This window comes from Chlamydiota bacterium, assembly GCA_012729785.1.
GTDB lineage: Bacteria > Auribacterota > Tritonobacteria > UBA1439 > UBA1439 > UBA1439.
On record JAAYCL010000013.1, the window covers coordinates 1 to 13016 of the forward strand.

Genomic DNA, 13016 nt, shown 5'->3' on the forward strand with positions numbered 1-13016 from the left:
AGAAATAAAATGAAGCAAGCCTTTGCAACAGCCATGAAGCTGGAATATATGTTTTGGGACGGGATCTACAATGAACAGCGGTGGATCAATTGAACCACTACTAGTGTGGTGATATCTCAGGACGTGGGCAATCAGTGACGAATTGGGGATATCCTTCAAAACGGTGAGGGATGGTCATAGGCGAATATGCTTCCTGCCAGCCATTGGGCAAGTACCATAGGCCAGGGGTCCAACATTCATCGAACAATGACAGCGCCGCTGGGATAAGGCGAGGGGCCAGCTGTGCTTATAGCTAGCCCCTCTCGATATAGCTACACTTCTTGCAGCTACGTAAGATGGCCTCTACTCGATGCTAAAGGTCGCCGAGTTGATAGCCAAGGCATTCTCTACGAGGGCCTTGTCGCCGGCGCGGAGCACCGCCGCGTAGATGGTCCATTCTCCGACTGGCGTTCCCGCAGGGATCGTGAACGTTGTTACTATTCCCTGGTATGGTTGCGGGAGAGGCGGATTGTTTTTGACGTACGGCTTGATTCCCTCTGGCAAGGATGCCCCCTGGCAGGAATAGGTGATTCCTCCTGGGCCTACAAAAACCACGTACCCATCAAAGCGAATCGGAATATCCCGCCCGATAGAAACCTCCGCGGAGAGGGTGTCACCCGTGGTATACGTCATCCTGTTCAGTGCAACACCAAGCTCCGGCGCAAGGGGCGTTATCCGATACAGGTTCGAGGGCGTCGGCCCACCGAAGACATCCATATAACCGGCGCAGAGCGCTGCGTCGGTCAATATGCCAGCGTTAAAAGGCTGCTCCCTATCGCGGAAGGCCAACACGGTAAATCCTCCGCCCATCCCTGCGCCAAGTGATGCAAAGTCGGAGCGGGGCGAAATCGCATAGATCTTCCCGTTGTTGGCATCCGATACATAAACTGCGCCTGATGTATGCCAGGCGACATCATACCCGCCGTTAAGTCCGGAGGCTATCGTCTGAGCGTCTCCCATCCCAAGCACCGGTCCCCCGCTGAGAGCATTTTCGAGCTTGGCGGCCGCGAAACTCAATAGCGTAAAATCACCCGGTTGGACGGGAAAGTGGGCGCTATTCTTCACATAATATACATTCCCGCTGTCATCCGCGTCGATCGGCCCTGAATAGGTGTGATCAATCGAGGCAACCTCCTTGATCGCGCTGCTGTTCAGGTCTAGATGGAGTATTTTATTCGTCGTGCCATAGGCCGGGTTCGCGCTGAGGTAGCAGTTTCGATCGTTGATGAAAGCCAGATCGAACGCCCCGTCAAAACTCCCGGATGATGGAACAACCTCTGTGACATCGTAATCCGCCAGGTCGATCGAATAAATCTGATAGGTGATGCTGTCGACAAACAAGGCGGAGGTCCCGTCGGGGTTTACCTTGACGAAGGAACCGAAGGTCGCCTTTCCGAAGTCATACACTTTGGTGACAGCGGCCGGGATCCCGTCGCCGTTTCCGTCGATGATCCCGATGTAACTGTTCTCCGCCATATTCTGATCGGCATACATCCCTATGATGTCGCCGTTCGGCAGCCAGTCGAAACCGCCGCCGAAATCCTGATTGAGCGGTATCGACTGGAACCCGTCAGGAACGTCGATCCCGGCCTGCGCAATCCCGACGCTGCACATGATCGCCAAGATCGTGACACCCATCAGATACCTCATTGTTCCCTCCTTTTCATACCCAACTGCCGCGATTGATCCGTTGCCCGGCATCTAGATAGATTCAGGGCGGTCTATTCCGCTTTTCCGGCAGCCCATCCCGCAGGATAAGGGATACCATGGCCGGTTCCCCTTCTTTGGAGAAACAGCCTTCCATGGGAATCCAGCACGCAGATCCAGGTTCGGCGGCGCTGAAAATGCGGGACACCATCCTAGAGCCATCCCCACGCGCCGTTCGTGCCGTACGGATTCTCGTCCGCGCTGATCCATCCGTCCGGCGTCGTCGCCCCCGAGGGCTTGAAGTCGATGTACAGGATCGTAGACGTCAACTGGTAGAAGGCGCTCACCGAGGACCAGTCGCTGTACACCACGCACAGCTTTGCAGCCGTTTGCGCGCACGGGCCAAACGAAGAATCACGGCGGTAGAGGTCCATCCCGGTGTAGCTGTCGTAGGAGCCGCCGCCGCGCTCGCAAAACGTGCTCACCGTGCCGTCCGACTCAATCTTGTAGATCTTCCCGTTGTTTGAGTCGGACACGAAGCAATATCCGGACGAATGCCAGGCGACTTTATAGCCTCCGTCGAGCAGCGCGATCTGCTGCGCGTCGTTTTCGCCCAGCGCGGTCTCCGTTTGCAGCGCCTGCGCCAGCGCCGCCGCAGAGTACTTCAGCAGCGCGAAGCTGTTCGGCGGGGGCGGGTATGCGCCGGTCCCCCTGACGTAATAGAGATTCCCGCTGTCATCGACGTCGATGGGGCCGGACGGCGTGTCCGGTATCTCGACCACCACCGTCCTGATCCCGGTATCCAGGTCCCAGTGATAAATCCTGTTGGGGCCGGACTCCCATGTCTGGGGGTTGTATTCGGGGTTCGCGCTGAGATAGCAGTAGTGGTCGTCGATGAAGGAGAGGTCGTTGTTGTACGCAACGGTCGCGATCTGCACCACGCTGTGGCCGGAAAGATCGATGTGGCGGATGACGCCGTTACTGCTCTCGCCGAAGATGGCAAACCCGCCCGAAGGACTCACCCGGACGAATGAGCCGTAGACCCCCGACCCGAGCGCGTAGAGCTGCTGCGGGGCCGAGGGCACGCCGTCACCGTTCGCATCGACCTCGACGAGGTAGCCTGTCGTGGGATACCCAAGATCCTGGTAGATGCCGAGGATATCACCCCCCGGTAGGTAGTCGATCCCGCCGCCGCAATTCGCGTTGATCGACTCCACCGTGTATCCCATCGGGACTTGGATTTGCGCCGGACTTTCCGCGACGGTCAACGCTGTCAACAACAGAAACAACATCCGTGCCTTGTGCATCACTGCCTCCTTTCACGTTGATACGCTTGCGTCCTGTCTCGTGTATACGAAAGCTGCCCCCCCCGCAACTCATGAAAGGAACGACGGTTTTCACGACGCTCATGAGGCATGCCGGATTCGTGAAAAAAAAGACCAGCTCTTCCGGTGGGGGATGGCTGGTCTTCCGACATTCAAGGACCTCTCCTACCCCGAAGAAGCACCCCATGAGGTATCCTGGCTTGCGGTTCGCACACATCATTCCCGGGCCTTCCCAGCGCAGCAACCGAGGATCCTCGATTTGAATCCTCGATCCATTGCACCAGTGACCTGGGAGCGTGTCCATCGCCGCTCACAGTTGCGGGGGCAGCAGCGGAATTTCACCGCTTTCCCTCAATTGAAACGCGCATTTTTCAAAGAACGTCACTTCCGCAGACCGGTGTTACACACAGAAATCGATGCGGCGCATGCCCCACAACCTCGAAGCGCCCGCGCCGCTACTCCTTGATGGTAAACCTGGCGCTCACGTCCAGGAAGGCGCTCCCCCGGCCCGTGATCGGGCCACACAGGTCGAAAAACGCGGCGACGATCTCATACTCCCCGCGCGGGGCGCCCGCGGGGATGGCAACCGAGACGAGCCTGTAGTTGAACGGGGCCGCGAGCCCAGGCATGAACGTCACGAACGGCTCTACGGGGCCGAGCGTCACCGCGTCGATCATCGAGCCGTCCGGCAAGATGAACACCGAATATACGGAGAACGGCAGGCGGATCGTCTCGTACAGGGCGAAGTCCGCCGTCATCGTCCGCCCCGGAGCGAATAAGGGCGCATTGAGTCTGATCTCTGCTTGGACATCGGGTGTGGGGGTGGGGGTGGGCGTCACAGTCGGTTCGGGGGTGGGAGTCCCTCCGAAGGCCTCGTAGTTGACAGCGACGACCGCGTCAAGATCGAATCCGGCATTGTAGCCGGAGAAGTAATTGCCCGGATCGTCGATCGGCGTTCCGTTGCGATCGAGCATCTCCGATGAGGTTCCTGGTTTTCCGGTGTCGGTAAGCCGGATGTAGCACGCCCAGTCGAGGCCTATGTCCAACAGGTCAAAAGAATCGCCTCCCGATACCGACGGGTCCGACGGGTCGATGCCGGTGTCCGGGAGGGCGAGAACCGGCATCACGCCCGCCATTCCTCTCCATCGTTCTTCGGGAGAGGCTGCAGGAGTATATTCCATCTCGAACGCATAGTAGTTGACCCCGTCCTTGCCTGCCTCCACGCGCGCGGTTTCGGCGAATATTTCGGGTCCGCCGGCGATGTAGAAAGAATTTTCGAAAATTGTGAAGTCCACTCCCGGCCCATCGATTATCCGCCCCTTCGAGAACTTAAGGGTTATGGACCCACCGTCGCCCAGCGAGGCCACATCCCAGGTGCCCCCCGGGTAGCCCAATACGATATCTGGAAGCGCAGCATGACCGTATGAAGCGCCCGGGGCGAAATTCGTCGCGTACACCTCGTCGGCGCCGGGGCCGGCGAAAACAGGCACGGCTGTGCCGGCCTGACATGCCGCTGTGATGATCATATACATCACCGTCCGTAATGCGCTTGTATCTCTCCGGTTCATTCGAGTTCTCACTGGCGTTCGCGGAATGCAATGCGGAAACAATTTGCCCTCCAGGAAATGCGCGCGGGTCGCCGCAGATCCACTGGCATTTTGAAAACTAAATATTCCGACGCACGATCTGCTGCCATGGCCAGATATATCTCCGGTTACGAACAAAAAAACCCCATCCTCACGAGGAGAATGGGGCTTCGATAGCCGCCACAAGCAACAATGCCTTTCAGCAGGACGCATTGCCGCATCCCTGATGGCATCAGGCTGCTACTCACTCAATCCCAATCGCGAGGATCATGTGTGAACATTTGCTCTGATTCGTCTTCTGGCTTCCGGGCCTACCCACGTCTGAACAGCCTTCCCATCCCCGAAACAGGACAGTGACTGCCCATGGGTGTTGAACACCGGTTACAGCAGCGCGTCTGCGGCGGATTTTCACCGCACTTCCGAGAAATCAGAGCAGATACACTTGAGAAAGAACCGCTGAATATAGTTAGTTAACCAAATATCTCTTTCCAGAGTCAACACAAATATTATTGTTCCGGATCAATAAAAGCCGGACCAGTGGGAACAATTAAAGATCGGCAACCACGAGTACGCGGCGGCGATGGTCTCCGGGTGCAGCGGGACGAGCACTGGAGTTTGCCCTGACGCCGTTCTGATCGCCCCATCCCGCGCATGGCCCCCTCCCGACGCTCGCCGGCATGCCCGACGCCTGCGGCACCGCCGAAAACCTCCAAATAATATGAGGTGATGGGAGGAAGTGCTGATCAGGCGAGGGTGACGAAGGAGGGATGAGTGGAGAGGCGGTAGCCCTTGGAACGGTCGCATTCGATGAACTTCTCGCCGTCGCGGTCGCGGAGGGCGGGGCGGAGGCGGTCGCGGAGCTGGCTGTAGCGCTGGCGGTGCTCGACGTCGATGTCTAAAGCTTGTCCATGAAATCCTCAGGCGCTATCCTCGCCTGCCTGAGGATCCCACGAAGGGCGCCGATCGCGAGTTCCTTGTGGAGGGGGACCACGCAGCCGATGTCCCCCTTGGGAGTCCTCTTCCGGTGGACGATGTGGCTCCCGCGCTGTCGCGCCTGAACGAAACCGCAACGCTCCTGCGCCCGGACGGCCTCTCCGCCGGATACGCGCCGGAGCTTAGGCATGCGCGACCTCGAAGGTGGTAACGAGGGGAGGGCTTGTTTCGGCGATCGGAAACTCCTCGAGATATAGCTCCGTCGCTTCCTTGAGGTTGGTAATCGCCTCCTCGACGGTGTGGCCCTGGCTCACCGTGCCGACCTCAGGGCACTCGGCGACATAGAGGTTCGCCTCTTTGTGAAGGATTGCGGTAAAGGTCTTGTAGGTCATATGGGCACCCCCACATGGTTATTGCGCCTCAAGATGGCGTGGCACTCAAGCCAATCTCCGCGTTAACAGAAAAGGGGGAGGCCGGAATGGCCTCCCCCTGGAAATCTCTGGCGGGGACGACGGATGTCCCGGAGCGTTGCCAGTGATTATCGATACGGTGAAAATTGCATTCAGGACGGTCCGAGACGGACATAGGAGGATATGCGTGTGCAGGGCGTAAAGGGCGCTGCTGGCACGGCGAGGCGAGGGCGTGAACCATCGGGCATCAGGTGCCTTACACGGTGTTCAGGAGTCGGCCGTGTTAGGCAACTTCATATTGCCTCGCGTTGCCTAACGGGGTAAGATAGTCTCCGAGATGTTAGGCAACCGGGGGTGATGGATGAGCGCGCTGAGACCCATTTTGAAGGAAGAACGGCAGCGGCTCGAGTGCCTGTGCCGCAGATACCGGGCGGAGATAGGAAAGCTCCCGAAGGGGTCCATCTCGGAAAAGGACAGGAAGGGTCGTCTCTACGCCTATCTCGCGTTCAGGGACAGAGGGAAAGTCGTCTTCAGATACCTTGGGGGGGTCCGGTCGGCGCAGGTGGCGGAGATGAGGGAGAAGATCCAGTCCCGGAGGCAATTCGAATTGCTTTTCAAGAAGGCGCAGGCCAATCTCAAGGAACTGAAGAGGGCTCTCCGTGAGTGAGCAACGCCGGCTTTCCCTCAAGGTGCTCAAGGAGTTCCACAAGGCGGGCGTCCTGAAGGACCTCGTCCTCATCGGAAGCTGGTGCCACTACTTCTACCGGGCTTACTTCAACGATGCCCCGGAGATACCCCTGGTGCGTACACTGGACCTCGATTTCCTGATTCCAAAACGACAACTCGCGAAGACAAAGGCCGACGTCCCGGAGGTCCTCGCCGGCTTGGGATTCGAGCCGCTCCGGCAGTATCCGTCCGGCCTCGTGAAGTACGGGCACCCCGACCTCGAGGTTGAATTCCTCGTGCCGGAGCGGGGGAGGGGAGAGGACAGGCCGGTCAGGATTGATGCGCTGGGCATCAATGCACAGGCACTCAGGTTCCTCGGCATCCTGGGAGACCACACGATGGAGGTGAGGCACGAAGGGCTTCCGATCCGGCTCCCCGAACCCGCCGCGTACGTCCTGCACAAGTTCATCATCGCCCGGCGGAGGGCACGGCCGGAGAAGGAGGAGCGGGATCTTCTCGCCGCGAAGGAGCTGGGCGAGTTCCTCCTTGGAGATGCGGTTCAGCGGGTTAAGCTGCGGGAGATATTCACGGACCTCCCGCTGAAGTGGCGGCGAAAGGTCCTCGACAGCGTGAAGAGCGAGTCCAAGCCCTTGTACGATTGTCTGACAAACCCCTTCTGAGATCTGCTGGCCGCGACGGCACTCGCCTTCGGAGAACCCGTTTTCGCCACCGGCGAGCGAAAAGGGGGAGGACCTAAGTGGCAATAGATCCTCCCCTTGAAAAATGCTGGCGGGGACGACGGATGTCTCGGAGCGTTCCCAGTGATTATCGATACCGTGAGGATCGTGTTCCGGACTGTCCGGGACGGGCATAGGAGGATATGCCGCGGCAGTCGCAGAACGAGATGCCTGGCAAGGTACGGCTGTGGCATTTGGGCAGCGTCAACAGCCGAGGATCCATGCGAGCAGGATCGCCAGGAGTCCAGATGCGAGCGTCACGAGCACCCAACTGGACAGCACCACCAGCAGGAGCCTCGAGTTGAGCGCCCTCGATCCTTTGGCGACCCCCACTCCCGCGACCGCCCCCACGATCGCCTGTGCCGAGGAAACCGGGACGTGCAGATGGGTGAAGATGTGCAGGACGATCGAGTGGGCGAAGACCGCGACGAGCGCGGAGAAGGGGTCCAGCGCCGTGATCCTCTCCCCGATGGTCCGCATCACCTTCCGGCTGTAGGTGAGGGCCCCGAGCGCGATCCCCGCCCCGCCGGTCAGGGCGGCAAGGAACGCGGCCATCGACGTCGAGGGATCGCCGAACAGGCCCGCCTTGAAATAGGGGCCGGTGGTGACGACGACGTTGTTCGCGCCGAGCGTGTAGGCCCCGTAGCACCCGCTGACGACGAAGCCGGCCTTGTAGATCGCGCTCAGCAGCGCCGCGTTGGACACCCTCCGGAGGAGGGGGGCGGCGCCCCTCAGGCACACGAAGGCGATGAGCGCGGCGAAGACGGGCGTGACGGCCCAGCAGAGGGCCCACCCGCCCAGCTTCGCCCACTCCGACCCGGCGGCGCCGCTCGACCAGACCGCGGCGCCCATCATCCCCCCCGCGGCGGCCTGGGAGGCGGAGGCGGGCAGGCTGAGATAGGTCAGGACGAACATCGCCGCCGCCGCGGCCCCCGTCGAGGCGAGGGCCAGGCGCGGCGAGACGGAGCCGGAGAATGAATACGACTCGTACAGCGCGGGTCCCTCCGCCGCCGCGCCGATGGTCGCGAAGACCGCGATGAGGATGACGGCCGTCCTGAACCGCATCGAGCGCGTTCCCACGGCGGTGCCGAACACGTTGGCGCTGTTGTTCGCGCCGAGGCTCCAGGCGAGGAAGAGACCCCCAATGAGCGTGGTGCCGACGTACATAGGGTGCCTGTCGTGAGCGGTTACGGACGGAGGAGGACGACCAGCTTCTTCAGGGACATATCCATCGCGTAGAGGGCGTCCGTGAGCGGCGCCAGGAACACGGCCTCGCCGAGGTTCTGGTCCCGGGCCACGTCCTCGAACCGGGCTATCCTGGCGAGGGACCCCTGCAGTGTCTCGCCGGCCTTCCGCATATCGGTGCCCAGGTACGCCCAGGCGCACAGGAAGAGCTCGACGATCCCCCCCAGCGCGATGAAGACGTCCGAGAGGTTCGCGAGCTTGTATCGCTCCTCGGCCTTGAGCGACGCGAGGAATGCGACGAGGTCGTCCAGGTGCCGGGAGAGGGTCACCAGGCCGCCGGATATCTCGAGGAAATGCGGACGGAAGAACGGCAGCGTGTCGTTGTGCGCCAAGTCCCTGAACGCCGCCGTGTGAAGCTCGGCCATCTCGCCGCGCAGGGAGGACGGCGTGGACAGGAGGTCCGGCCTCCGGAGCGTTTCGACGATCCGCGCGTGCAGGGCGTTGATCTGCCGTTCGATGATGGACATCGACTTGATGGAGAGAATCATCGCCTCCTCCTCCCGATGGTGGACTACCCGCGTCGCTTCACCGCCATATCGACGAGCAAGTTACGTGCCAACGGTTCGCCGAGCGCGGATTCGCCGATTGATTGCGAGCCGGGCAGGCGGAGAAGGGATGCGGATCGAAGGCGACGCGGGACCGATGGCGAGGCGGGAGGACGGACGAACAGGCGCCTATGTGCAGCGCCCTGCACACAGGATGCAACGCCTTGCACGGCAGTGCGCTCAGGTGATCTGATATTCCTTCAGCTTGTACTGGAGCTTCCGGAGGCTGATGCGGAGGCGTTCCGCCGCCTTGGCCCTGCTGCCGTTCTCCTGCTGGAGGACCTTGAGTATCACGTCGCGTTCGAAATCCCCGAGCAGCTTCCGGAGCGGCGCGTCCCTGGTCTCCGCGGGAGGGGGGACGATGGAGGCGAGATTGCGCAACCGTGTCGGAAGGAGGTCCACGGTGAGCACGGGTGATTCCATAAGGATGAACGCCCGTTCGATCACGTTCTCCAACTCGCGGACGTTGCCGGGCCAGGGGTACTCGCGGAAGATCTCCCGCACGTCGGGGGATATCTCCGGGACCGCCTTGCGCCACCGCTCCGCGTACCGCTCGAAGAAATGCCGCGCGAGCGGTTCGATGTCCTCCGTCCTCTCGCGGAGGGGAGGCAGATGGATTTCCACCACGTTCAGGCGCCAGTAGAGGTCCTCCCTGAAGAGACCCTTGTCGACCATCTCCCTGAGGTTCCGATTCGTCGAGGCGACGATCCGCACGTCCACCGCCGTCTCGCGATTCGAGCCGAGCTTCACGAATGTCTTCTGCTCGAGGACGCGGAGGAACTTCGCCTGGAGCGCGAGGCCGAGCTCGCCGATTTCGTCGAGGAAGAGCGTGCCGCCGGTCGCGTACTCGAACTTGCCCTCGCGGTCCTGCAGAGCGCCGGTGAAGGCTCCCTTGACGTGGCCGAAGAGCTCGCTTTCGAGTAGCGGCTCCGGTATCGCCGCGCAATTGATGGGCACGAAGCGGTTCCTCCCGCGCGGGCCCGAGTAGTGCAGGGTTCTCGCCGCGAGCTCCTTCCCCGTGCCGCTCTCGCCCGTGAGGAGGACGTTCGAGTCGGAATGGCGCAGCCTCTTGATGAGATTCAGCACCGGGAGCATCGCCGGGCTCGTGCCGATGAGTGCCTCATTACCATGCAGGGAAGGAATCTCCGCCCGCGGAGCGATGGTCCCCTGTTGAACGCACAGGCGCTCCTCCTCTTTCTTGACCACGGCGAGCAGCTCTTCGGGGTCTATCGGCTTTATTAGGTAGTGGTCCGCGCCTGACTTCAGCGCGCTCACCGCGTTCTCGACCGTCGCGTAGGCGGTGAGGATGATAATGATCGCGTCCCGGCCGGAGCCCCGGATCGCGGGGATGATCTCCAGGCCGTTGCCGTCTGGAAGCCGGACGTCGACCACGTAGATGTCGCACCTTTCCGAGCGGATCCGGTCCCTCGCCTCCGCGAAGGTGTACACGCACGCGGGCTCGTATCCCTTCTTCGAGAGAAAGCGACCGAGGTTGTCGCAGGCCACTCGTTCGTCCTCTATGATCAGCACCTTTTTCACACGTTCCCCCCCTCGCGGTACGCCGGTAGGGAAATCCTCACGGTCGTTCCCACCCCTTCCTCGGATTCGATGTCGAAATCGCCGGCGTGCGCCTGGACGATCCGCATCACGGAGGAGAGGCCGCAGCCCGTCCCCCCGGGCTTGGTCGTGAACGGAAAGTCGAAGAGGCGCGCCCGCTCCTCCGCGCCCATCCCGACGCCGGTGTCGCGCACGGCGATGACCACGCGGTCCCCGCTGCGCGAGCCCGCGATGGCGAGTTTGCCCCCCGGTTTCATCGACTGGCACGCGTTCAGCAGCAGGTTAAGCAGGGCCTGGCGGAACCGGTTCGGGTCGACCTCCGCATGCAGCCCGGTCTCCAGGTCGAGTTCGATCCATATCCCCAGCATCTCCACCTGGGGCGCGGCGAGCGCGAGCACCGCGCGGATCTCCTCCGCGAGGTCCGATCTGGTCTTCTTCAGGACGAGGCTGCCCCCCGCCTCCACGAAGTCCCGTATGGTCTGATCGAGCCGCTTGATCTCCGAGTGGACGCACTCAATCTTCTCGATGATACCGGGGGGGGCTAAGGCCGCATCTCCGACCTCCTCCCTGAGCAGGCGGAGCGTGATCTCCATCGAGTTGAGGGGGTTCCGCACCTCGTGCGCGAGTTCGGCGGTCACCTGCCCGAGGATGGCGAATTTCGCCGCGACGATGAGCTGCTGCTGCGTCCGCATGATCTTGTCCTGCGATTTCTTGAGTTCGGACACCATGCTCTTGAAATGCCGCGAGAGCTCCTGGAACTCATCCCAGCGGAGGTTGGGTATCTCCGCGTCCATCTCGCCTTTGGAGACGCGGTCTATGACCGTAAGCATCCTCTTCAGGGGGGAGGAGAAGCTTCTGCTCAGGGATACGGCCAGAAGAAAGGCGAAGGCGCACGTTACGAGGAAGGAGAATGTGACGATGAGCTGATTGGCCCGCAGGGGCTTCAGGACGGCGGCCCTTTCTCTCCAGAGGAGGATGCTCCCGAAGAAGGAGCCGTTCCGATGGTAGAGCGGATTGGAGACCCCCCACATCTCCTCGCCGTGCAGGGCGAAGACTGTCCCCGTCAGCCGGGCGCCGTCCCTCGAGACGGCGTGCGGGAAGTCAGTGGTCACCTGCAGGGCGCGGGGAGATGTGCTGGCGATGAGGGTGCCTCTCTCGAAGAACGCGATGTCGAAGCCCGTGATCGTCTTGTAGATGTCCAAGAAATCCCTGTTCAGTAGGACCCCCGTCATCAATGTGCCCGCGGATGCGCCTCGGACAGCCTGGATCGGGGCGACCGCCCGCAGGGCGATCCCGGATGCGCCATACTCGATGTCCGCGTCCTGCCTGCCTTCCAGCGCGTTCCGTATGATGAGTTGCGATGATTTGGATTCCCCGTGCTCCTGGGGGCGGTGGGCCTTGGCCAGGACGTGCCCGCTGGAATCTCCCACCTCGAGCAGGTCCAGGTTTGAATACCGATAGAGTTCGGCGAGGCGCTCCATCAGAGCGCCGCGGTTCCGATCAGCAACCGCCGCGGCGATGCGTTGGTCCGCCGAGTAGACCTCGGCCAGTCGGAGGAGACTGTCCGATCTGCGCGTCAACTCCTCCGTCACTCCGCGGGCAACGCGTTCCGCCTGGGAATGGAATTCACTCTGCGCCGTCCTTTTTAGGAACGTCTGGAAGAGCGCGAACGAGAGGAGAATGGGGACGGCGACGGTGACGAGGAAGCTCGCATACAGACTGGCGCGGTAACTTAGACGCATCGTTTTCCTACGATCAAAGGCGTTTTGCGACACAGTGTAGCACAATTGCGCGGTGCCGATGGCGGTTACCGCGGAAGAGGAGGAGAGACGGGAAAGGGGGCGGCCCTATCGATGATAGGGCCGCCCCCTGGAAATCGCTGGCGGGGACGATCCCGGTCTGCAGACCGGGACAACCGACGGATCGTCAGTATCGGCGGAGATAAAAAGAGAGCCCGTAAGGGCTCTCTTTTCATTTCTGGCGGGGACGACGGGGCTCGAACCCGCAACCCTCGGATCGACAGTCCGATACTCTAACCAGTTGAGCTACGTCCCCACTGCAACGCTGTCACACTATACCAAACGTCCCCGGAAAGGCAATCGGATATCTGCGGGGGTTCCGCGGGGAGATCCTCGGGCGATGAGGCGGGGCGAGGGGCGAGGCATGGACGCCCGGATGCCCGTGTATCTGGGTATTCCGGGGCACGGTCGCTTCCGCCTCCCCCGCGGGATAATCGGCGGTGCGGATTCCGTTAGGGGGCGGGCGGATCGAGCGCGTGGGCCGTGCGGTCCGGTCCGGAGAGGCAGAAAAGCGCCCCGCGTCGAGA

At 61.5% G+C, this 13016-nt stretch carries 11 protein-coding genes, 1 tRNA gene and 2 riboswitches; of the genes, 2 read left to right on the forward strand and 10 right to left on the reverse strand.

Going from position 1 to position 13016, the window contains the following annotated elements:
* Positions 1 to 342 precede the first annotated feature (342 nt).
* The 5 genes from GXY35_02505 to GXY35_02525 form a co-directional block, all read right to left on the reverse strand.
* Complete coding sequence (locus GXY35_02505; GenBank protein NLW93463.1) at positions 343 to 1689, reverse strand: hypothetical protein; 1347 nt, start codon at positions 1687 to 1689, stop codon at positions 343 to 345.
* Positions 1690 to 1898: 209 nt separating this feature from the next.
* Complete coding sequence (locus tag GXY35_02510) at positions 1899 to 2993, reverse strand: hypothetical protein (GenBank protein NLW93464.1); 1095 nt, start codon at positions 2991 to 2993, stop codon at positions 1899 to 1901.
* A 206-nt stretch (positions 2994 to 3199) separates the two neighbouring features.
* Positions 3200 to 3363, reverse strand: a riboswitch (cobalamin riboswitch).
* Positions 3364 to 3466: 103 nt separating this feature from the next.
* Positions 3467 to 4537, reverse strand: a complete 1071-nt coding sequence (locus tag GXY35_02515) for a hypothetical protein (protein ID NLW93465.1) — start codon at positions 4535 to 4537, stop codon at positions 3467 to 3469.
* A 330-nt stretch (positions 4538 to 4867) separates the two neighbouring features.
* Positions 4868 to 5044: riboswitch (cobalamin riboswitch) on the reverse strand.
* A gap of 448 nt (positions 5045 to 5492) precedes the next feature.
* Positions 5493 to 5720: an addiction module toxin, HicA family gene (locus GXY35_02520; GenBank protein NLW93466.1), complete on the reverse strand. Its 228-nt coding sequence runs from the start codon at positions 5718 to 5720 to the stop codon at positions 5493 to 5495.
* Complete coding sequence (locus tag GXY35_02525) at positions 5713 to 5922, reverse strand: type II toxin-antitoxin system HicB family antitoxin (GenBank protein ID NLW93467.1); 210 nt, start codon at positions 5920 to 5922, stop codon at positions 5713 to 5715. Before GXY35_02525 ends, GXY35_02520 begins: the two co-directional genes overlap by 8 nt.
* 379 nt (positions 5923 to 6301) lie before the next feature.
* Between GXY35_02525 and GXY35_02530 the strand changes: the two genes are divergently transcribed.
* Both GXY35_02530 and GXY35_02535 read left to right on the forward strand, forming a co-directional pair.
* Positions 6302 to 6607 carry a hypothetical protein gene (locus GXY35_02530; protein NLW93468.1) on the forward strand — a complete coding sequence of 102 codons (306 nt, stop codon included), beginning with the start codon at positions 6302 to 6304 and terminating at the stop codon, positions 6605 to 6607.
* Entirely contained in the window at positions 6600 to 7286 is a 687-nt protein-coding gene (locus tag GXY35_02535) for a hypothetical protein (GenBank protein NLW93469.1), read from the forward strand. Before GXY35_02530 ends, GXY35_02535 begins: the two co-directional genes overlap by 8 nt.
* A gap of 261 nt (positions 7287 to 7547) precedes the next feature.
* On the opposite strand, the gene GXY35_02540 is transcribed toward GXY35_02535, so the two are convergent.
* From GXY35_02540 to GXY35_02560, 5 genes are all read right to left on the reverse strand, one after another.
* Entirely contained in the window at positions 7548 to 8510 is a 963-nt protein-coding gene (locus GXY35_02540) for an inorganic phosphate transporter (protein ID NLW93470.1), read from the reverse strand.
* A 20-nt stretch (positions 8511 to 8530) separates the two neighbouring features.
* Positions 8531 to 9076, reverse strand: coding sequence for a hypothetical protein (locus GXY35_02545; protein ID NLW93471.1), 546 nt, complete (start codon positions 9074 to 9076; stop codon positions 8531 to 8533).
* A 237-nt stretch (positions 9077 to 9313) separates the two neighbouring features.
* A complete protein-coding gene (locus GXY35_02550) occupies positions 9314 to 10672 on the reverse strand; it encodes a sigma-54-dependent Fis family transcriptional regulator (GenBank protein ID NLW93472.1) in 1359 nt (452 codons plus the stop codon).
* Positions 10669 to 12432 carry a HAMP domain-containing protein gene (locus tag GXY35_02555; GenBank protein NLW93473.1) on the reverse strand — a complete coding sequence of 588 codons (1764 nt, stop codon included), beginning with the start codon at positions 12430 to 12432 and terminating at the stop codon, positions 10669 to 10671. The genes GXY35_02550 and GXY35_02555 overlap by 4 nt, the downstream gene beginning before the upstream one ends.
* 236 nt (positions 12433 to 12668) lie before the next feature.
* Positions 12669 to 12745: transfer RNA gene (locus tag GXY35_02560), tRNA-Asp, on the reverse strand.
* Positions 12746 to 13016 lie beyond the last annotated feature (271 nt).

Coding starts and splice junctions, on each gene's coding strand:
- GXY35_02525 (NLW93467.1), bottom strand. CDS start 5,922: ATGACCTACAAGACCTTTACCGCAATCCTTCACAAAGAGGCGAACCTC.
- GXY35_02530 (NLW93468.1), top strand. CDS start 6,302: ATGAGCGCGCTGAGACCCATTTTGAAGGAAGAACGGCAGCGGCTCGAG.
- GXY35_02545 (NLW93471.1), bottom strand. CDS start 9,076: ATGATTCTCTCCATCAAGTCGATGTCCATCATCGAACGGCAGATCAAC.
- GXY35_02515 (NLW93465.1), bottom strand. CDS start 4,537: ATGATCATCACAGCGGCATGTCAGGCCGGCACAGCCGTGCCTGTTTTC.
- GXY35_02510 (NLW93464.1), bottom strand. CDS start 2,993: ATGCACAAGGCACGGATGTTGTTTCTGTTGTTGACAGCGTTGACCGTC.
- GXY35_02520 (NLW93466.1), bottom strand. CDS start 5,720: ATGCCTAAGCTCCGGCGCGTATCCGGCGGAGAGGCCGTCCGGGCGCAG.
- GXY35_02540 (NLW93470.1), bottom strand. CDS start 8,510: ATGTACGTCGGCACCACGCTCATTGGGGGTCTCTTCCTCGCCTGGAGC.
- GXY35_02505 (NLW93463.1), bottom strand. CDS start 1,689: ATGAGGTATCTGATGGGTGTCACGATCTTGGCGATCATGTGCAGCGTC.
- GXY35_02555 (NLW93473.1), bottom strand. CDS start 12,432: ATGCGTCTAAGTTACCGCGCCAGTCTGTATGCGAGCTTCCTCGTCACC.